Annotated in this window: 22 protein-coding genes; 11 read left to right on the top strand and 11 right to left on the bottom strand. The window is 71.1% G+C overall.

Translation table 11 applies throughout. The features are described 5' to 3' along the window. Positions 1-268: 268 nt before the first annotated feature. The 4 genes from VLK66_RS15400 to VLK66_RS15385 form a co-directional block, all read right to left on the bottom strand. Positions 269-847 carry a GNAT family N-acetyltransferase gene (locus VLK66_RS15400; RefSeq protein WP_325310330.1) on the bottom strand — a complete coding sequence of 193 codons (579 nt, stop codon included), beginning with the start codon at positions 845-847 and terminating at the stop codon, positions 269-271. Next, the gene (locus tag VLK66_RS15395; RefSeq protein ID WP_325310329.1) at positions 844-1284 is read right to left on the bottom strand and encodes a hypothetical protein; all 441 of its coding nucleotides are present in this window, start codon (positions 1282-1284) and stop codon (positions 844-846) included. The genes VLK66_RS15400 and VLK66_RS15395 overlap by 4 nt, the downstream gene beginning before the upstream one ends. After that, entirely contained in the window at positions 1281-1997 is a 717-nt protein-coding gene (locus tag VLK66_RS15390) for a zf-TFIIB domain-containing protein (RefSeq protein ID WP_325310328.1), read from the bottom strand. The genes VLK66_RS15395 and VLK66_RS15390 overlap by 4 nt, the downstream gene beginning before the upstream one ends. A 326-nt stretch (positions 1998-2323) precedes the next feature. Then, positions 2324-2545: a DUF433 domain-containing protein gene (locus VLK66_RS15385; RefSeq protein ID WP_325310327.1), complete on the bottom strand. Its 222-nt coding sequence runs from the start codon at positions 2543-2545 to the stop codon at positions 2324-2326. A 384-nt stretch (positions 2546-2929) separates the two neighbouring features. On the opposite strand from VLK66_RS15385, the gene VLK66_RS15380 reads away from it, so the two are divergent. From VLK66_RS15380 to VLK66_RS15365, 4 genes are all read left to right on the top strand, one after another. Further along, positions 2930-3826: an ABC transporter permease gene (locus tag VLK66_RS15380; RefSeq protein WP_325310326.1), complete on the top strand. Its 897-nt coding sequence runs from the start codon at positions 2930-2932 to the stop codon at positions 3824-3826. Next, the gene (locus VLK66_RS15375; protein WP_325310325.1) at positions 3823-5001 is read left to right on the top strand and encodes an ABC transporter permease; all 1179 of its coding nucleotides are present in this window, start codon (positions 3823-3825) and stop codon (positions 4999-5001) included. The genes VLK66_RS15380 and VLK66_RS15375 overlap by 4 nt, the downstream gene beginning before the upstream one ends. A gap of 365 nt (positions 5002-5366) precedes the next feature. Then, the gene (locus VLK66_RS15370; protein ID WP_325310324.1) at positions 5367-6065 is read left to right on the top strand and encodes an ABC transporter ATP-binding protein; all 699 of its coding nucleotides are present in this window, start codon (positions 5367-5369) and stop codon (positions 6063-6065) included. Continuing rightward, the gene (locus VLK66_RS15365) at positions 6062-7477 is read left to right on the top strand and encodes a hypothetical protein (protein WP_325310323.1); all 1416 of its coding nucleotides are present in this window, start codon (positions 6062-6064) and stop codon (positions 7475-7477) included. The genes VLK66_RS15370 and VLK66_RS15365 overlap by 4 nt, the downstream gene beginning before the upstream one ends. A 294-nt stretch (positions 7478-7771) precedes the next feature. Here VLK66_RS15365 and VLK66_RS15360 read toward each other — a convergent pair whose 3' ends face one another. From VLK66_RS15360 to VLK66_RS15350, 3 genes are all read right to left on the bottom strand, one after another. After that, positions 7772-8227, bottom strand: a complete 456-nt coding sequence (locus VLK66_RS15360) for a hypothetical protein (protein ID WP_325310322.1) — start codon at positions 8225-8227, stop codon at positions 7772-7774. 111 nt (positions 8228-8338) lie between these two features. Next, positions 8339-8914, bottom strand: a complete 576-nt coding sequence (locus VLK66_RS15355; RefSeq protein WP_325310321.1) for an HD domain-containing protein — start codon at positions 8912-8914, stop codon at positions 8339-8341. 191 nt (positions 8915-9105) lie between these two features. Further along, complete coding sequence (locus tag VLK66_RS15350; RefSeq protein ID WP_325310320.1) at positions 9106-9603, bottom strand: hypothetical protein; 498 nt, start codon at positions 9601-9603, stop codon at positions 9106-9108. A 458-nt stretch (positions 9604-10061) separates the two neighbouring features. Here VLK66_RS15350 and VLK66_RS15345 point away from each other — a divergent pair, with 458 nt between their 5' ends. Continuing rightward, the gene (locus VLK66_RS15345; RefSeq protein WP_325310319.1) at positions 10062-10673 is read left to right on the top strand and encodes a dihydrofolate reductase family protein; all 612 of its coding nucleotides are present in this window, start codon (positions 10062-10064) and stop codon (positions 10671-10673) included. Positions 10674-10866: 193 nt separating this feature from the next. On the opposite strand, the gene VLK66_RS15340 is transcribed toward VLK66_RS15345, so the two are convergent. Beyond that, complete coding sequence (locus VLK66_RS15340; RefSeq protein ID WP_325310318.1) at positions 10867-11952, bottom strand: alpha/beta hydrolase; 1086 nt, start codon at positions 11950-11952, stop codon at positions 10867-10869. Beyond that, a complete protein-coding gene (locus VLK66_RS15335; RefSeq protein WP_325310317.1) occupies positions 11949-13433 on the bottom strand; it encodes an NAD(P)/FAD-dependent oxidoreductase in 1485 nt (494 codons plus the stop codon). Before VLK66_RS15335 ends, VLK66_RS15340 begins: the two co-directional genes overlap by 4 nt. A 200-nt stretch (positions 13434-13633) precedes the next feature. Here VLK66_RS15335 and VLK66_RS15330 point away from each other — a divergent pair, with 200 nt between their 5' ends. Together VLK66_RS15330 and VLK66_RS15325 are read left to right on the top strand one after the other, a co-directional pair. Next, the gene (locus VLK66_RS15330; RefSeq protein ID WP_325310316.1) at positions 13634-14062 is read left to right on the top strand and encodes a DUF3592 domain-containing protein; all 429 of its coding nucleotides are present in this window, start codon (positions 13634-13636) and stop codon (positions 14060-14062) included. A 310-nt stretch (positions 14063-14372) separates the two neighbouring features. Next, positions 14373-14555 carry a hypothetical protein gene (locus tag VLK66_RS15325; RefSeq protein WP_325310315.1) on the top strand — a complete coding sequence of 61 codons (183 nt, stop codon included), beginning with the start codon at positions 14373-14375 and terminating at the stop codon, positions 14553-14555. 90 nt (positions 14556-14645) lie between these two features. Here VLK66_RS15325 and VLK66_RS15320 read toward each other — a convergent pair whose 3' ends face one another. Beyond that, a complete protein-coding gene (locus tag VLK66_RS15320) occupies positions 14646-14864 on the bottom strand; it encodes a cold shock domain-containing protein (protein ID WP_325310314.1) in 219 nt (72 codons plus the stop codon). A gap of 563 nt (positions 14865-15427) precedes the next feature. On the opposite strand from VLK66_RS15320, the gene VLK66_RS15315 reads away from it, so the two are divergent. After that, complete coding sequence (locus VLK66_RS15315) at positions 15428-15748, top strand: hypothetical protein (RefSeq protein WP_325310313.1); 321 nt, start codon at positions 15428-15430, stop codon at positions 15746-15748. A 453-nt stretch (positions 15749-16201) separates the two neighbouring features. Here the strand turns inward: VLK66_RS15315 and VLK66_RS15310 are convergent, their stop codons facing one another. Next, positions 16202-16828, bottom strand: a complete 627-nt coding sequence (locus VLK66_RS15310; RefSeq protein ID WP_325310312.1) for a CGNR zinc finger domain-containing protein — start codon at positions 16826-16828, stop codon at positions 16202-16204. A 133-nt stretch (positions 16829-16961) separates the two neighbouring features. Here VLK66_RS15310 and VLK66_RS15305 point away from each other — a divergent pair, with 133 nt between their 5' ends. The 3 genes from VLK66_RS15305 to VLK66_RS15295 are packed head-to-tail and all read left to right on the top strand — an operon-like array spanning position 16962 to position 18582. Continuing rightward, positions 16962-17270: a hypothetical protein gene (locus VLK66_RS15305; RefSeq protein ID WP_325310311.1), complete on the top strand. Its 309-nt coding sequence runs from the start codon at positions 16962-16964 to the stop codon at positions 17268-17270. Further along, positions 17261-18250: an EamA family transporter gene (locus VLK66_RS15300; RefSeq protein WP_325310310.1), complete on the top strand. Its 990-nt coding sequence runs from the start codon at positions 17261-17263 to the stop codon at positions 18248-18250. The genes VLK66_RS15305 and VLK66_RS15300 overlap by 10 nt, the downstream gene beginning before the upstream one ends. Further along, complete coding sequence (locus VLK66_RS15295; protein WP_325310309.1) at positions 18247-18582, top strand: antibiotic biosynthesis monooxygenase family protein; 336 nt, start codon at positions 18247-18249, stop codon at positions 18580-18582. The genes VLK66_RS15300 and VLK66_RS15295 overlap by 4 nt, the downstream gene beginning before the upstream one ends. Positions 18583-18961 lie beyond the last annotated feature (379 nt).

Raw genomic sequence — 18961 nt, 5'->3', positions numbered from 1 at the left:
CCGCACCGAATCGAGGGATTCAAGGCGCGCTTGGCCGCCAAGATCGCGTTGCACAACGTACTCATCTGGTTCAACCGCCAGCATGACCGGCCAGCACTCCAGTTCGCCGACCTGATCGCTTGGTGATTCCCACCAAGCGTTTCAGTCGCCGGTGAGGGGTGCCAGCCCACACAAGACGCGGAGAGCGCGGAGGATTCGTCCCCCGCGCTCTCCGCGTCTTCATCGTGCCGCCGGTCATATCGTGCCGCCGGTCATATCGTGCGACCGGTCATTCGGTCCGGGCGAGGTCCTCGGCCAGGATGCCGTACAGGTCGATGTCCTCGAACACGCCCCACTTGAGGATGTGCTTGCGCAGGCGGCCCTCGTGCTCCATCCCGATCTTCTGCAGCACCCGGCCCGACGCGGGGTTGCGCGAGTAGTGGTGCGCCTGCACGCGGTTCAGGCCCAGCTGCGCGAACCCGAACGCCACCACCGCGCGCGCCGCCTCGGTGGCGTACCCCGCGCTCCAGTGCTCCTTCGCCACCCAGTACCCCAGCTCCCCCCGCTTGTGGTGCGGCTCGATCTCCAGCCCCACCGCGGCGATCAGCCCGCCGCCGCGCCGCAGCGTCACGGCGAACACCGCGCTCTCGCCCGTCAGCCAGCGCGAGGTGATCAGCCGGATCCAGTCCGCCGCCATCCCCTCGGGGTACGGATGCGGGATGTGCGCGGTGTTGTACGCGATCTCGCGGTCGCTCACGATCTCGTGCACGTCGTCCGCGTCGTCCGGGGTGAACGGCCGCAGGACCAGGCGCTCGGTGGCCAGCGTGGGCTGCTCGGGCATCGCCGGGAGGTCGGGGAGCAGGTTCACGGGAGTGGAGATGCGGCGCCGGGCGCGGGGTCCAGCGGCCGCGCGCCGATCAGGAACTCGGCCACCGGCCGCCCGCCGATCAGGTGCTCCTGGATGATGCGCTCCAGCACCGGCGGGTCGCAGCGCCCGTACCACGCGCCTTCGGGGTAGACCACGGCGATCGGGCCGCCCTCGCAGACGCGCAGGCAGTTGGCCTTGGTGCGGGCCACGCCGCCGCGCTCGGAGAGGCCCAGGGCCTTCAATCGCGCCTTCAGGTAGTCCCACGCCTCCAGCCCGCGCGCGTGGTCGCAGCACTTGGGCTTCGTCTGGTCGCAGCAGAGGAAGATGTGGCGCCGCGCGGCCGGAAGTCCCAGCGCGTGCGAGATGCGCCGCAGCCGCTCGCCATCGAACTCGTCCCCGCCATCGGGCACCGACGGCACCTCCGCGGCGTCCGTCATCGGCCGGCGTGCGGGGTGAAGTGGCTGAACAGCGCCGACCAGGCGTCGCGCTCGTGGTTCCACGGCCCGTGCGGGTAGGCGGTCACCTGGCTCATCACCTCGCTCAGGCGGAGGTCGAACGCCTCGTCGCGCATGTGCGCCAGCGACCGGTCCAGCCCGCCCGCGGCGATGAAGTCCACGATGCGGTGCAGCTCGTTGCGGTCGAACCAGGTGCCGTGGTCGGCGCAGACGTCGACCACGACGCCGGAGACGCGCGCGAAGTTGATGCGGTCCATCATGCTGCGGCAGACGGGGCAGCGCAGGTACTTCACCCGCGTGTCGATCCCCCCCGCGGCGGAGGACGTTCCGGCGGCCGGGCGCTCCGGCCCCACATCCGCCAGCCGCTCGCGGTCCACGCAGATGGACAGGAAGGTCTGGTTGTCCACCCACAGCCCGGCGCACCCGGCGCACTCGCGCACGCGGCTGCTGCCGAGCTGCACCGGCTTCAGCTCGCCGGCGCAACGCGGGCAGGCGAGCGCGACCGCATCGTCCGCCACCTCCTCGCGGTCGATGGCGTCGCCGCAGTGCGGGCAATGCTTCATCCCCAGGAACACCAGCCCGAAGCAGTGCGGGCAGGCCACGGTGGCCAGCCGCGCGTGGCAGTACGGGCACTGGGTGGCGCTGGGGTCGGCGGGCGCGCCGCAGTCGGGGCAGTGGAGGGTCGCAGCCTGCATAAGGGAGAAGCACGCGAGGGGTGAGATGAACGCCGCAGCCCGCAATGTGGCGCCCCGGCCGCCGCGGATCAATCCGTCCGCGGGAACTTCCGCGTTCGGAGACATGGGTGACACGCTCTGATCGCCCGTGGACGGCATCGACGCCCGGGAGCTGCGCTTCACCCCTCGAAATCGCCGAGAGACGTCATCCTGAGGCCGGCCATGCTGCAACCGATTTGCACGGAATAACTTGCAGGCCGAAGGATCTATCGCCTGTCCAGCACGTCAGCCAGAGGTTCGCGCGTGAGATTCTGCGGGGTTGGAGATGGCGATCGGGAGGCGGCCGATCATCCGCGCGGAAGCTCGGCGAGCAGGGCATCGGTCGCTTGATCGAGGAACGCGATCACCTGCTCGCGTCTGACGCTCGGGAAGCCGTCGAGGAATGGGTCGATCGAATCTCCGCCGATCAGGCAGTCGAGCAATGCCTGCACGGGGACGCGCGTCCCGACGAATACCGGAACGCCGCTCATCACCTCCGGATCCCTGTGCGCGACCGTCGTTGCTTCCATTGAGATGTCTGAACGGGAGATCTCCCGATCACCTCGCAACCTACGATGCCGCACCGGATCTGGCGACGCGGCGTGCACCTCCGCAAGAGCGGCTGAAAGCCGCAGCAACAACGACGGGAAGGCTGCGAGGGAGCCGTTCGTGCAACACGACCAGTTCGGCGTCGCCCGAGTGCTGCAGCCCCGGAGCCTCGCGCAGTTTGCGAGGCTTCCCGTGGTTGTTGCCGTGGCTTCAGCCGCCCTTGGGATACCGGCCGACCGCAATATTGCGGAGTCTGCTCTGGATTTGGGATACCGGTGGGAACGCTTGGGCGCGCATCCTGCGCAGTTGGCGTACAGGGTTTGTCCAAGATAGATTCAGGACATGGTTGATCCGATGGAGACCGCGTGATACCGGCGCTGGTGCTTGCCCTCGGCCTCGCGCAGCAGCCGGCTCAGCAGCAGTCCGCACCCGCCGCCGCGACGATGCCGACACACGCCATCGCCGCGCCGCCCGCGCCGTCCGCCGAGCCCGCCGCGGCGACGCCCGGGGTGCTGGTGGAGCGGCGGCTGGCGGAGGCGGTGCCGCTGCGCGTGGGCGACACCGTGCGCGTGCGGGCGCTCGCGGGCCGCGCGGCGCCCTCCGCGTTCGTGGTCGCGGGCGTGTTCGAGCGCGAGGCCGACCCCAACCGCATCGCGCGCAACGAGCTGGAGCTGCGCTTCCATCTTCCCGACCTGCAGCGGGTGATGGAGAAGCCGGACCGCGTAGACCGCTTCGCCGTCGTCCTCCAACGCGGGGCGCGGGCGGACTCGGCGGCGCGATGGATCGAGGGCGTGGCGTTCGGCACGCGCGCCATCCCCAGCGCCGCGCTGGCCGACCAGACCAGCGCCACTTTCCGCGTCGTCTCGCGCTTCCACGACGCCATCGGCATCGTCACCATCCTGGCGAGCGCCATCTTCCTCCTCTGCGTCATGATCATCCGCGTGGACGAGCGGCGGCGCGACATGGCGGTGCTGCGGCTGATCGGCGTCAGCCGCGGCACCGTCTTCCGCGCCATCGTCCTCGAGGCCGTGGCCATCGCGGTGGTCGGCAGCGCGGCGGGGGCGGGAATCGGGCTGGTGGCCGCGCGGATCGTGAACGCGCACTACGCCGCCGTCTACGACACCACGCTGAAGTTCGCGCTGGTGACGCCGCACATCGTCCTCCTGGCCGCGCTCCTCGGCCTCGCGCTGGGCGTCGGCGCGGGGGCGCTGGCGGCGTGGCGCGTGGTGGCCGTCCCCCCGCAGAAGCTGGGGGAGCGGTGATCGTATCCGCCTTCCTGAAGTCGCTCTTCCGCCGCCGCGGGCGCACGCTGCTGGCGCTGGCGGGGATCGCCGTCTCGGCCGCGCTGCTGCTGGACATGACCATGCTGGCCAGCGGGCTGACGGTGAGCTTCGGCGAGCTGCTGGGCGTCAGCGGCTATTCGCTGCGGGTGACACCGAAGGGAATCCTCCCGTTCGACAGCGAGGCGGGGATCGAGAACGGGCGGGACGTGGCGCGCCGCATCGCCGCGGTGGACGGGGTGCGCGCGGTGGCGCCGGTGCTGGGCGCGCAGTTCCGCATCGTGCGCGGCGACAGCGCGGGCGAGCCGGTGTTCACCGTGGGCGTCGATCCACGCTCGGAGTTCCTGTACCGGCTGACCAGCGGCCGCCAGCCGGGCCCCGGCGAGATCGTGGTCTCCGAGCCGCTGGCCCGCGACGCGCGGCTGAAGCCGGGCGACGAGCTGGCGCTGGCGGGCGAGCTGGACGTGACACTGGGCCGCGCGCGGGCCACCCGCCGCTTCCGGGTGAGCGGCGTGGGCGACTTCCTGTACGACTACGCGGGCGAGCACTCGCTGGCGATGACCCTGGCCGATGCGCAGGCGGCCACGGGGCGCGCGGGCGAGGTCTCGCTCTTCGGCGTGGCGACCGGCGAGGGGGTGGACGACGACGCGCTCGCCGCGCGCATCGCCGCCGCGGTGCCGGAGGTTTCGACGTACTCCACGCGCGAGCTGATGGGGGAGATGGACAAGCGCCTCCTCTACTTCCGCCAGCTCGCGACCATTCTGGGCAGCGTGGCGATGGTCGTCACCGCGCTGCTGGTGGCGACGATCATCACCATCGGCGTGCGCGAGCGCTTCGGCGAGATCGCCACGCTGCGGGCGATCGGGGTCCGCGGCCGTCGCGTGCTGCTGGCGGTGGTGACGGAAGGATTGGTGCTGGCGGCAATCGGGTGCCTGGGCGGGCTGCCGCTGGGGTTGTGGATGGCGGGGCGGCTGGACCGCATCCTCCTCTCCTTCCCCGGCATCCCCGCGCGGATGACGTTCTTCGCCTGGGAGCCCCGCCGCGTCGCGCTGGCGATGGGAATCGTGATCGCCATCGGCGCGCTGGCCGGCTGCATCCCCGGCCTGGGCGCCATCCGCGCGCCGCTCGCGCAGGCGCTGCGGGAAGAGGCGGAGTGATGAGGGGGCAAGGGGATAGGGGACAGGGACAACGAACGGAGCGAGACGCGGTGGTGGTGTGCCGCGCGGGCGATGTCGCGGAGATGGAATCAGCAGTGGCGCGAGCCCAGGAGAAGCATCTCCTCGCTTCGGGGCCCTCGTGGGGCCCTCTCCCCGCGCCTTAGAGCGCTCGCCCTCTCCCGATAACGGGAGAGGGTTGATGTGGCGGAAAGCTCGGTGTGTTGCGCCGAACTCCTCTCCGCGTTGAGTTCTCCCCCTCCCCCGCGGAGCGGGCGGAGGGGGCCGGGGGGAGGGGGCCGCGGCGCCAGGCAACATCGGAAGGCTGCTCCTAATGACGATATCCGACTTGCGTTTAGATGAGCATGATGGCTGAATCCACATCGCCCGACCGCGTGATCGAGGCGCGCGGCGTGACCAAGGAGTACCCGTACCAGGGCGATGCCCTGCACGCGCTGCGCGGCGTCTCGCTGAGCGTGGCGCGCGGCGAGATGGTGGCCATCGTCGGCCCCTCCGGCTGCGGCAAGAGCTCGCTGCTGAACGTGCTGGCGGGGATCGATCCCCCCACCTCCGGCCGCGTGGAGCTGCTCGGCACCGGGCTGTACGACCTGGGCGAGGGCCAGCGCTCGCTCCTCCGGCTGCGGCGGCTGGGCTTCATCTTCCAGCGCTTCCACCTTCTCGCCGTCCTCACCGCGGCCGAGAACGTGGAGCTGCCGATGGCCGAGGCCGGCGTGCCCAAGGCCGAGCGCCGCCGCCGCGCGCGCGAGCTGCTGGACTACGTGGGCCTGGCCAGCCGCGCCCGCCACCGCCCGCCGCACCTCTCCGGCGGCGAGCAGCAGCGCGTCGCCATCGCCCGCGCCGTCGCCAACCGCCCCGAGGTGCTGTTCGCCGACGAGCCCACCGGCGAGCTGGACCGCCGCACCGGCGAGGAGATCATCGCCCTGTTCGAGCGGTTGAACGCCGACGGGACCACGATGGTCATCGTCACCCACGACCCGGGCGTGGCCCGCCGCGCCCGCCGCGTGGTGGAGATGGCCGACGGGCTGGTCGTGAGCGACGGCCGATGATCCTGCGCCTGGCCGCCGCCGAGATCCGCAACCGCCCCGGCCGCGCGGCCTTCCTGCTGGCCGGCTACGCGCTGGGCGTGGCGGTGATGGTCGTCCTGCTGGCCGTGGGCGAGGCCATGCTGCGGCAGGCGCGCGACAAGGAGCTGGTCGGCGGCGGCGACGTGACCGTCGTCCCGGCGGGCGTCAGCACCGAGATGCTGAAGTCCGGCGGCACCGGCTCGCTTTTCCTGGGGATCGACCACGCGCGCTTCATCCACCGCAACCTCCTCGAATCTCCCCACGCGAAGGAGGAGCACGGCTTCGCCGCCGCCAGCCCGATCATCGACGGGGCGCAGGTGGAGCTGTTCGCGGGCGGGCGCACGTGGAAGGGGATCGCCACCGGCGAGATCCCCTCGCGCGCCCGCGCGGCCGGCGCGCCGCCGCGCCTGCTGTCGGGAAGGTGGGACGATTCGGACGCGGACCGCCGCTGGGGCCAGCCGGCGCAGGACGAGCTGCTGCGCGAGATTGACCACTTCCACCAGCCGCGCGGCGCGGCGCTCGACTCCACCTGGGCCGAGTGGCACTACTTCAACGTGGTCCTGGGCGACGGCCGCTGGCTCTACCTCACGCTCACGGTCGGCGGGAAGATCGGCGTGCCGGGCGCGTGGGGCGGCGGCGTGCTGATGACCGTCCGCGAGCCGAACGGCGAGCACCGCGCCCTCACCAGCCGCGTCGCCGATGCGCAGGTGCGGATGGACACGCTCTCGCCGGACCTGTCGCTCGGCGGCATCGGCTCGGTCCGCCTGAACGGCGGCGCGTACGACGTGGACGCGTCGGCGGGCGGGGCGCGCGTGCGGCTCCGCGTCACCCCCGCGCCGCGGCGGTACTTCCCACCGACCGACATCGGCGGCTCCGCGCTCATCAGCGGGTACGTGGCGCCCGCGCTCTTCGCCCGCGTGGAGGGCACCGTCTGCCTCCCGCGCTGCGAGGGGGTCCGCGGCGCGCAGGCGTACCACGACCACAACTGGGGCGTGTGGCGCGACGTGAGCTGGGAGTGGGGGTCGGCGTCGGACAGCGCCACCTCGCTCCTGTACGGCGTGGTGCGGGGGGATTCGGCGTCCACCGAGGGGATCTTCGCGTACGTGGTGGACGGCCGCGGCGTGCGTGGGGTGTATCGCCCCTCCCCCATCGAGTTCATGGAGATGCGGGAGATGGCGGTGGATGGAGGATCGATCCGCGTCCCCCGCCGCTTCCGCTTCGAGGACCGCCGCCGCGCCTTCCGCGTCACCGTCGACGTCGCCGCCGCGCACGCGACCGACCAGCATCGCCCCCGCCGCCGCTGGTTCGTGCAGATGCGCGGCATCGCCACCGTGGAGGTGGACGGGCGGGTGATCGGAAGGTTGCCCGGTTTCTTCGAGACGTATGTGGATTGATCCCCAATCCGGGAATTCAATTCCTGTGTCCGCGCCGCATCACCCCGACGTCATCCTGAGTCGTCCCCGTGCTGCGCGCGTCCAGGGAGGGTGAAAGGACGCACCGTAGCCGCCGACGAGCCGAACAGCCTCGCGCAGTTTGCGAGGCTTCCCGTCGTTGTTGCTGCGACTTCAGTTGCCGGTGATCGGCTGCGCCCGGAACTGACCCGCATCCGCCCAACCGACCCGTTTTCAACGGAAACGGCCGGGAGCATGGGCTCCCGGCCGTTTGGTCGTCTACTCGTGAGCTTCGCGTCAGGTTCGGATGAAGACGAAGGTGACGGGGCCGTTGTTGCCGGTGATGGAGTACGCGATCCGGTTCCCCGCCCAGGTGCCGTCCCACGACCCGCCGTCGGAACCCTGGAAGTGGATCTGCTCGCCGCGCATGCTGAACGACCCCTGCGTTCCCGAGGTGCGCGAGGTGGTCTGCCCTGCCGCCGTGGTCTCGGAGACGGTGAGGTTCTGGAAGAAGGTGCCACCCCCCAGCGTCAGCACGCCGCCGGTGACGGACGCGGTGCCCGCGGCGTCGTGGCGCGTTTCCGCCGGGAGCGGCTGCCCGTTGATGGTCAGCAGCCCGTACGAGCCCAGCACGGCCCCCGGAATGGCCAGGTTGGGATCGGTCGGGCTGCTCAGCGCGTCGCTGCCGCACGCCACCACCCCGGCCACCGCCGCCACCGCCAGTGCGGCCGACATCAGCCGCGTCAGTCTCATGGGATCGGGTCTCCTTCCAGAGAAACAAAAGTGCGTGAGTGCGGAAGTGCGTCCAGCGCGCGCGGGACGGGGATCTGCGCGGGAAACAAGCGCACTCCCGCACTTCCGCACTCACGCACTCGTTCCCTGCAATCCAAGCTCCGGCGCCACGCCGCGCATCGCCTCGATCACGAACTGCACGTGGTCGGACAGCTCCACGCCCAGGTCCTCGGCCGCCTTGCGCACGTCGTCGCGGTCCACGCCCGCGGCGAAGGCCTTGTCCTTCATCTTCTTGAGCACCGACTTGGCCTCCAGGTCCATCACCGACCGCGAGGGGCGGACCAGGGCGGCGGCGGTGATCAGGCCGGTGATCTCGTCGCAGGCGTGCAGGGTGCGCTGCAGATTCGTCTCCGGGTGCACGCCGGTCCGCGCCGCGTAGTGCGAGAGGATGGCCTGCACCACCTCGTCCGGATAGCCGTGCTCGCGCAGGATGGGCACGCCGGCCAGCGGGTGCTCGTCCGGGTGCTCCTCGTAGTCGAAGTCGTGCAGCAGCCCGGCCAGCCCGTACGTCTCCTCGTCCTCGCCCCAGCGGCGGGCGTAGGCGCGGCAGGCGGCCTCGACCGAGTACATGTGGCGGCGCAGGCTCTCGCTCTGCACGTGCTGGTGCATCAGCGCGAGGGCATCCTCGCGCGACGGAAGCTGGGGCATCGGGCGTCGGTCTCCGGGATCGTGGAAGATGTGTGTTCCGCGTCCGGAAACCTATCGACCCCGCCGCCGCTTTGGAATCCGCCACCCCGCCACCCGGCGCGCCGCGTCCCCTCCGCCAACCGGGAGAACGCCGTCCCCTCCACGATTGTGACGGGGATGGAGGTGCGCCGGAGCGCGCGGCCCTCGCCGTCTCACGGCGCGGCGTCGCGCATCATGCGGTGGAAGCGCTGGCGCTCGCGGGCGGTGCGCGCCTCGTCCAGCCGGCCGGCGCGCTCCAGGACCTGGATCAGGCGCTCGTAATCCACCGCCAGCACCGTGTGGTTCACGGGCGACGCGGCCTCTTCCACGCGGATGCCGGCGAGCAGGGCGTTCGCGGCGTCGCTGTCGCGGCCCTGCTGCAGCAGCGCGTTGGCGAGCGCCAGGTGGTACTTCGCCGAATCGGGCGCCAGCGTAGCCGCCTCGCGGTACGAGCGCTCCGCCTGGAACCATCTCCCCTGCCGCCCCTGGTCGGTGCCCTCGCTCCACAGCTGGCGGGCGCGCGCGACCCGCTCCGCCGCGAGCTCCTCGGGCGTCTGCACCGGCGCGGGGGGCGGCGGGGGCGGCGGAATCACGACCGGCGGGGGCGTGCACGCGGCCAGCATCGCCACCGCGAAAGCCAGCGAAATCCTGCCTCGGATCATCATCTCCACGCGGTTCTTCTGCTTCGGGTTGCAAGCATCTGTGTCCACCGTCACCGGCGACTGAAGTCGCAGCAACAACTACGGGAAGCCTCGCAAACTGCGCGAGGCTGATCCGCTCGCTCTGCGGCATCGGAGCTACGTCCGATCTCCTTTCATCCTGCCCGGACGCGCGCAGCGCGGGGACGACTCAGGATGACGTCGCTTGGAGCGTGCGCGCCGTGAAGGACGTTCGCACGAGCCAGCGCATTTCCGCAACCGCCGGACCGCTCACGCATCGAAAGCGAACAGCCGGCTCGAAGTGAGGTGAGGTGTTGCAGGGGAAGGAGCTGGATGTCGTCTCCTGCGATTGTGCAGAGGCGGGCCTCCCGCGCATCTTTGCCGCGCAGATGGGGGATTGAAACGGATTGGGGCGACGACGCCATGCCATCTTCATCCATGAGATGGTTGGCTCTACCAATGGAGATCAGATGAGACAGATCGTGGCGTTCGACCGCGTGTCGGCGGATGGATACTTCGCCGCGGCGGATGGCGGGCTGGGGTGGGTGGTGCCTGAGGAGGAGCTGGACCGCGCGGCCGCGCAGAACCTGAGCGGCAGCGGCACCATCCTGTTCGGCCGCCGCACCTACGACATGTTCGAGAGCTTCTGGCCGCACGCGCTCGACGCGAATCCCCACGCTCCCGGCCAGCATTCGCCCGAGATTCGCGCGATGGCGCAGTGGATCAACGACGCGGAGAAGATCGTGTTCTCCCGCACGCGGACGGAGGTCCCCTGGCGCAACTCCCGCCTCCTCCCCGAGTTCGACCCGCGGGAGATCGAGGCGCTCAAGAGCCGGCCCGGCAATGGAATCATGATCTTCGGCAGCGGCAGCATCGTCTCCCAGCTGACCGAGCACGGGCTGATCGACGAGTACCACTTCATCGTCGCCCCCATCCTCCTCGGCGGCGGCCGCACGCTGGTGAGCGGCGTGCCGGCGAGCGTGCGGCTGGACCTCGTGGAAGCCACGCCGTTCCCGTCGGGCAACGTCCGGCTGCGCTACGCGCGGCGGAGCAGCTCCCCTCCCCCTCCCGGCGGCGGCTGAAGCCACGGCTACAACGGCCCAAAGTCCGCCTTCGCGGACTCGCGGCGGATGCATTCGCGCGTCTGGATTTCCATCCCCGCGCCCAAGGCTCGGGCCAAGCCATGAGCGAGGCCGGTGCGCCGCGACGATGCCGGGGAGGGAGTCCGCGAAGGCGGACTTTGGGCCGTTGTTGCCGCGAATTCCATTCGCCCCTCTACGGCGAGGAATCGCCCCCCAGCCCGTCCAGCAACTCGCGCCACGCCTCCGCAATCCGGACCATCGCGGCGCGGGCGGCGGGGGAGATGCCGGTCATGTGCAGGAAACCGTGCACGTGCGCGGGGAAGCGGATCACCCGCGCCGGGGTACCCGCGGCCTGCAGCGCGGCGGCATACGCCTCGCCTTCGTCGCGGAGGAGGTCGAACCCCGCCGTCACCACCAGCGCGGGCGGCAGGCCGGCGAGGTCGGGCGCCAGCAGCGGCGACACGCGCGGGTCGTCTCCCCTCGCCCCCGTCCCGTCCAGGTAGAAGCGCGCGAACGCGTCGCGGTCCGCCTGGCTCAGGAAGTAGCCCTCGCTGAACATCGCCTGCGACGGCCGCTTCGTCTCCGAATCCACTGCGGGGTAGATGAGGAGCTGCGCCACCGGCCGCCCCGCCTCGCCGCGCGTGAGCTGCGACGCGACGGCGGAGAGGTTGCCGCCCGCGCTGTCGCCGCCCACGGCCACGCGCGCCGGGTCCGCGCCGAGCTCCGCCGCATGCGCCCGCGCCCACCGCAGCGCCGCCAGCGTGTCGTCGAGCGCCGCCGGAAACGGGTGCTCGGGGGCAAGCCGGTACTCGACGCTCAGGATCTGCATCCCCCCATGCCGGCAGAGGATGCGGCACGCCTCGTCGTGCGTGTCCAGGTCGCCGATGGTGAAGCCGCCCCCGTGCAGGTAGACGGTGAGCGGCGGCGGCGATGTCGTCTCCGCGGGAGCGTAGTGACGCACGCGGATGGGACCGGCGCCGCCGGGGATGTCGAAGTCGCGCGCGGAGCCGACGGGCGTCACCGGGCCCCGGAAGAGCACGGATTCGCGGCGGAAGCGGCGGCGCGCGATCTCCACCGCCGGCTCGGTCAGGCCGTACCGCTGCGGGTTGCGGCGGCGCCGGAGCGCGCGGACCAGCTGCACGTGCGGGTCCAGCGTCTGCCCGTCCGCGGTGTGCGCGGGCTCGCCGGAGAGGCGCACGTGAAGCGGCGCGGGAAGGCGCACCAGCGCGCGCGAGATCCACCGCTCCACGCGGTCGGCAAGGCGGAGCCGGTCCGTCATTCGGCCGCCGCGGCGCGGGGCGGGATCGCCACGTACTCCGCGGGGTCCAGCGTGGCCACGCGCCTGCGGAAGCGCCAGGTGAAGTCCGGCCAGAGCGCGGAGTTGCGCCCGGTCCCGTCCAGGTACCAGCTCCGGCATCCCCCCGCCGTCCATACGGTGCCGGCCATCCGCCGGTCCACCGCGTCCACGAACGCCGCCTGCGCCTCGGGCCGCGGCTCCAGCGCAGCCGCGCCGGTGCGCTCCAGGTGCCGCATCGCCGCGATCATGTGCTCCACCTGCGCCTCGATCATGTACACGACCGAGGTGTGCCCCAGCCCCGTGTTGGGGCCCATCAGCAGAAACAGGTTGGGAAAGCCAACCACCGTCGTCCCCACGTGCGCCTTCGGGCTCCCCGCCCACACCTCCGTCAGCGCGCGGCCGTCCCGCCCGCGGATGGCGTGCGCGAGCGGCGGGTCGGTCGGCAGGAAGCCGGTGCCGAAGACGATCGCGTCCACCTCGCACTCCGCCCCGTTGGCGGTGACGATGGAATGGGGATGGATCGCGCTGATGCGATCCGTCACCACCTCCACGTTCGGCCGGGCGAGCGCGGGATAGTAGTCGTTGGAGAGGAGGATGCGCTTGCAGCCGATGGTCCAGGCCGGCGTGAGCTTCGCGCGCAGCGCCGGGTCCGCGATGCTCTTCGCCAGGTGGCGCCGCGCGATCTTCTCCGCCAGCCGCATCGCCCGCGGGCGCCGGAAGCCCAGCACGAACGCCTCGCGCGCCAGGTAGATCATCCCCCGCATCCCCCGCTGCAGCGCGGGAAAGCGCCGGTAGACGCGGTGCGTGCGCTCGCCCACCCGGCGCTGCGTACGCGGCAGGATCCACGGCGGCGTGCGCTGGAAGACGAAGAGCTTCTCGACGCGCGGCTGGATGGCGGGAACGAGCTGGATGGCCGACGCGCCGGTGCCGATCACCGCCACGCGCTTCCCGCCGAGGTCGAACGAGTGGTCCCACCGCGCGGAGTGGAAGGCGCGCCCCTCGAAGCGGTCCAGCCCGGGGATGTCCGGGACGAGCGGGTCGCTCAGCGCGCCCGGCGCCATCACCAGCACCCGCGTGCTGTACGGTCCCTGCGTGGTGTCGATGCGCCACAGCTGCGCGGCGTCGTCCCACGCGGCGCCGCGCACCTCGTGGCCGAAGCGCACGTGCGGGAGGATGCCGAACTCCTTCGCCACGCGCTGGAGGTACGCCTGGATCTCCGGCTGCGGCGAGAACGAGCGCGTCCACTCCGGGTTGGGCTCGAACGAGAACGAGTACAGGTGCGACTGCACGTCGCACTCGCACCCGGGATAGGTGTTGTCGCGCCAGGTGCCGCCCACGTCGCGCGCGGGCTCCAGCAGCACGAAGTCGGTGATCCCCTCCTGCTTCAGCCGGATCGCCGCCCCCAGCCCGCCGAACCCGCTGCCGACGATCGCCACCCGCACCCGCGTTCCCGCCTCGGCCATCGATCTCCATCTCCCTCCGCTCGCCCAGCCAACCGGAACGACCAACGTCCGGCCCGGCGCCGCTCCACGCAAGCCGCGCATCTCCTGCAAATCATCGCCCCGATTCGCCTCCACCGGCCCGCGGCCGTTCTCGCCGGTCCCCCGCGCCGTTAGCTTGGGGCGGGAGATCAGGTGCGGAGACTCACGACGGGAGATGCGGGATGGGGATACCGATCGCCGTGGGCGTCGGGTTCATCGTGATGGGGCTGCTGGCGATGGGCGCCGCGGCCGAGGTGCTCATCCGCGGCCGTCGCGAGGCGGCCGCGTCGGTGGCCGCGCCCGGCGTGGTGGTGGACGTGCGGCGGATGACCGGGCGCGCCGGCTGGATCTACTTCCCCGTCGTGCAGTTCCGCGCCCCCTCCGGCAAGCTGATGACCGTGGCGTCGCGGATCGGATCGCAGCCGCCGCAGCACCAGGTGGGCCAGCCGATCACCGTCCACTTCCCGGCGGAGCGCCCCCAGTCGGCCGAGATCGAGGCGCCCGTCGTCCTGTGGATGATCCCGGTGGGGTTCGCGGTCGTCGGCCTTGTCTTCGCCGGAGCCGGGGCGCTGATGGTGCTGGTGTTCGGGCTCGCGGCCATGTCGGGGTGAACCGCGCACCCGAGCCTGCTGGAAAACGAAAGGCCGCCAAGGGCGGCCTTTCGCGCGTTCAGAGGATGTCCCGCTCGCTCAGGGTCCGTACTACTGCAATTCTACAATCACGGAGAGTTGCGTCAAAAGGGGTAAAGTGTACATTCGGGCCCATCCAACCTTGATCCCATATCGGAGGTGCGCGATGGACGCTTCCTTTAACGCTGCTACGGTTTTGGCGAGCCGATCGAAGACTCACGCGGGGTGTTGCTCACCAAGGACCAGTACACGTATCTGGAATTGTTCGCGATTCCTGAAGAGGAGGTGGAGCTTGGCCAAGACGGATGATCTCGGGCGGACCGAAAAGGGCGGATACCGTCCGCTGAACGAGGGGTATGCGCCGAAGGACCGGCGGACGCACGTGCCGCATGGCCATCGCACGACGCTTCCCAAGGCTCCCGCTGGCGGCACCGGTCAGACGTCCCCGGCGAAATCGGCGAAGAACGCCGGTTGATTTCGCCCCGAGATTTCGATCGAACTGAATAAACAAACGAAAGGCCGCCCGGAGGCGGCCTTTCGCGCGTTCAGAGGATGTCCCGCTCGCTCAGGAGTTCGCGCCGAGACGCGTCACGTTCTCCGCGGCCGGGCCCTTGGGGCCCTCCACGATGTCGAACTCCACGGCCTCGCCCTCGGTGAGGGTCTTGAAGCCTTCCTGCTTGATGGCGGAGAAGTGGACAAACAGGTCCCTGCCACCCTCGTGTTCAATGAAGCCGAACCCCTTGGCGTCGTTGAACCACTTCACTTTGCCGGTCGAGCGGGCCATCTCCTACTCCTGCTGCTGCGTTTTTGGATGGGGCGCCGGTGCGGACCTTCCGCACGGTCGGCGTTTCGCGGGTCGCGCCGCCCGGGCGCGTCTGGGCGCCCCCGCGGGGCGCACACTGGGGGAACTCCTGCGGCTGCGTCAGCGCTCCGTAACCACACGCGCGGACGCGGCGGCACGGGCCACGAGGGCCCGGAACGCGGGACGGCCAACGGCGATGTGAGAGGGAAACACGGTATGGAGCGGGCGGAACCGATCTTCTGCGAAGCGAAAACGGACTGGCTTGCGGAGGATCCTGATGGGAGGAGCCGCGCGGGCTCCGGTCGCAACCGACGGGGAAGTGACCGTCTGGAATGGACATCTTTATAAACGGCACGCAAGTCGATGTCAAGCATCTTGTCGGCAAATTCCCCTACAAGCGCATCCTCATCCGGTTGGACGAAATCCGAACTGCGGGGTATACAATCGTGGCGCACCGCTCCCGGAGGCACTTCCCATCCCCGCACCCGCGGCGTGACGGGGCTCCGTGGGCCGCGAACGCGCTCCCCCGCAGATGAAGGAATCCCATGGAAAATCACGAGATCGAGCACCAGAAGCTGGCCCGGGTGGCCCGGGAGATCGGCGCGGTGCTGCGGCGGCAGGCCCGCAAGCGGTGGGAGACGGTGCGCATGGCCTCGCGCGACGAGGGGAACCGGCACGTGTGGCGTTTCCGCGAGGGCGGCAGCGCGCGCTATCTGCACGTGAGCCACGACGCCCTGCGCGACGGCGACTCGGCCGCGCTCCTGCAGCAGCTGCGCGCCGGCCGCATCTTCTCGCGCCTGGACGGCGCCGAGAGCTCGCTCCTGCTGTCCCGCGGCGGCCGCCTGGAACCGTACCCGGTGCACTGACGCCCCGCCCGCGTGGCGCAACGGACGGACACGCGAAGGGACCGGCCACAAGCCGGTCCCCTTCTCTTTTATGGCGCGGAAGTGCGTGAGTGCGTTGGGACTGCGATCGACGCATCCATCCCCCCCGACGTCATCCTGAGGCCGGCCACACCGCAATCCATTTCCACGCAAGACTTTGCAGGCCGAAGGATCCATAACCCGCCCCGCATGTGAGCCTCGGAGTTTCACAAGCGGTTCTGCATCACCCGCCTTCGGCATCCCACGTCCGTGACTCCGGCATCATCCGGAAGCGGCGGAAGAATCAGCGCATCTCGCCGAGTCACGTGTTGCTGCGGCGATAGATCCTTCGGCCTGCATGCATTAGTGCAGGGATGGAGCGCGGTGTGGCCGGCCTCAGGATGACGTCAAGTCGATGCAGCGCGGATGCACGAACTGATTTCTCGAAATTGGCGATCACCCCGCGTCCGCGGCGGTGCGCACGCGGTGGTAGTGGCGACGGGCCTTGGCGCGGTTGCCGCAGTCGCTCATCACGCACCAGCGGCGGCTGTGGTTGCGGCTGGTGTCGATGTACAGCCACTGGCACTCGTCCCCCGCGCACTCCCCGATCCGCCCCAGCTCCCCCGACACCAGCAGCTCCGCCGCGGCCTTGGCCACCGGCCACAGCACCCGGTCCAGCCCCTCGCCCCGCCATCCCCACCCGAATCCCTCGCCCTCCGGCGCGACGCACAGGTGTGCCCCCGCGGCGGCGAGCTCCGCGTTCATCCGCTCCACCTCTGCCGGGGGCGCGATGCCCCCCGCGCCGAGCGACGAGAAGACGCGGAACAGCGCCTCGCGGAAGGCGATGGCGCGCTCGAACGTCTTTTCCGCGTCGCCCGGCCGCGCGCGGGCCGCGGCGAACAGCGCCTCCGCCTCGGGCTTGGTGACGACGCCCGCGCGGAGGCCCCACCACACCAGGTCGTCGTAGCCGTGCAGCCACTCGCTCAGCGGCTCGGGCTCGTGCTGGCCCAGCGTGTTGGCGAAGTCGAGCGCCAGGTGCCCGCCCGCCAGCTCCTTCTCCGCGAAGGGGTTGATTCCGTCCATTGGTCGCGATCCTGCATCGGGTGACTAACCGCTAATATGGCTCTTGACAGGTTAGATGTCCAGCGGTATCATCTCCTAACCTTCAAAACGTCACTTTGAAGGTTGACGATACCTGGGCAGGAGGAGGCACACGATGCATCCCGACGACGCAGTCGACATCGTCCTGCAGGACCTTCACTCCGCGCTTCACCCCGTTACCGCCGTCCGCGTGCGGCCGGCGGCGCGGCCGATGTCTCCGCTGGCGGCGCTGTGGCGGCGGTACGTGGAGGGGTGGAAGTGGTACGCCGCGGCGGGGCTGACCCCGCCCGCGCCGGAAGCCGGATTCCCGCTCCGCCGCATCTTCCCGTCGACCGGCTCCCAGCGCGCGCGGCGGGTCGCGGTGCCGTGCGTGCATCACCCGCTCGAGCTGCTGTTCGGCGGTGCGGCCGCGGGGTGCCGGTGATCGCGCGGCGGGTGCGCGCGTTCGGCGTGCTGCGGCTGGGCGCGTACGCGGCCACGTGGATCATCTGGGGATCGACCTACCTGGCCATCCGCACCGCCGTGGCGGTCGTTCCGCCGCTGCTGCTGGCCGGCGTGCGCTCCGTGGTCGCGGGCGGCATCCTGCTCGGCTGGGCGCTCGCGCGGGGCGACGAGCGCCCCCGCCGCCCGCAGGCCGCCGCGGCGCTGGCGACCGGGGTGCTGTTCTTCCTGATCGGCCACGGCGGCCTGTTCTGGGCCGAGCAGCGCGTGGCCAGCGGCCCGGCGGCGCTGATGATCGCCACCGAGCACTTCTGGGTGCTGCTGGCCGGCTCGCTCCTGGGCGTCATCGCCGCGACGTGGCGGGCGTGGGCGGGGGTGGGCATCGGGCTGGGCGGCGTGGCGCTGCTGGTGGGGACGGGCGCGGGCGGCATCGACCCGCTGGGCGCGGCCGTGCTCGTCGTCTCCGCCGCCGCGTGGGGAGTGGGGACGCTGTACTTCACCGGACCGCGCAAGCCGAAGTCGCAATTGTACGCGGCGGGGATGCCGCTCCTGGGCGGCGGCGTCCTCCTGCTGGTCGCCTCCGCGATCGCGGGCGAGCCGTCGCGCCGGGCGCTCTCCGACGTGACGCCGGTGGCCGCGGGGGCGCTGCTGTACCTGATCGTCTTCGGCAGCGTGGTGGCCTTCACCGCCTACAGCTGGCTGGTGGAGTTGGAGGGGCCCAGCCGCGCGCTCTCCTTCGCCTACGTGAACCCGCTGGTCGCCGTCCTGCTGGGCGCCGTCTTCCTGCATGAGCCGCTGACCGGGCGCATGGCGCTGGCGGCGCTGGCCATCGTGGCCGCGGTGGTGCTCGTCATCACCGGCATCCGCGCGCAGCCGCGGCCGGCGGAGGCGCTCCGTCCGCCCGCCGCGCCCGCATCCACCCGAGCCGCGCGCCGCCCGCGCGGGAAAGCGAGACAGCCATGATCGCACGCACCTGGCGCGGCGAGACGCGCGCGGAAGACGCGGACGCATACGAACGGTACCTGCGCGAGACGGGGGAGAAGGACTGCCGCGCGCTCCCCGGCAACCGCGGCGTCGTGATCCTGCGCGGCGAGCGGGAGGGGCGCGCGGAATTCGTCTTCGTCTCCTTCTGGGACGGGATGGACGACGTGCGCGCCTTCGCGGGCGACGACCCGGAGCGCGCCCGCTACTATCCGCGCGACTACGAGCTTCTGCTCACGCTGGAGCCCTTCGTGCGCCACCACGAGGTCGCGTCCGCGGAGATGGGGATGATGGCGGGCGCCGCATCTTTGTAGCAGTCGGCAAGAATCGCAGTATCAGATTGCGAGACGCAAAGGATCCTGCAAGATGCACCGGCGGGGGAGGCGCGCGGGGCATGCGCATCCCCCGCCATCTTCTTGTCCCCCATCATCTTGTGCGCGTCGGCGGACGGGGGAACGGTCGTTGCCTTTTCTCCCCGGCGAAGGAAGCACGGCGTGGCCGCGGAGGACACGCCGTGCGGGGGAAAGGGTGGACGGGAGGAGCGGCTGTGTGGGGACGCTTCTTCCGGCCACCCTTTCATCTGCCCCTCATCCGCGGCGCAAAAGGCCGATCCACAACGGCTTGCGCGCCGCCCGAGAGGCGCTTCCGCACGGGCCGGGGGGAACGCGAAGGTTGACTCCCCCGCGGAGTGGG

Origin of the sequence: Longimicrobium sp., assembly GCF_035474595.1 — a bacterium.
Taxonomy (GTDB): Bacteria; Gemmatimonadota; Gemmatimonadetes; order Longimicrobiales; family Longimicrobiaceae; genus Longimicrobium.
Note: the sequence above shows the minus strand (reverse complement) of the source record. Positions and strands in the feature narration are given on the sequence as shown.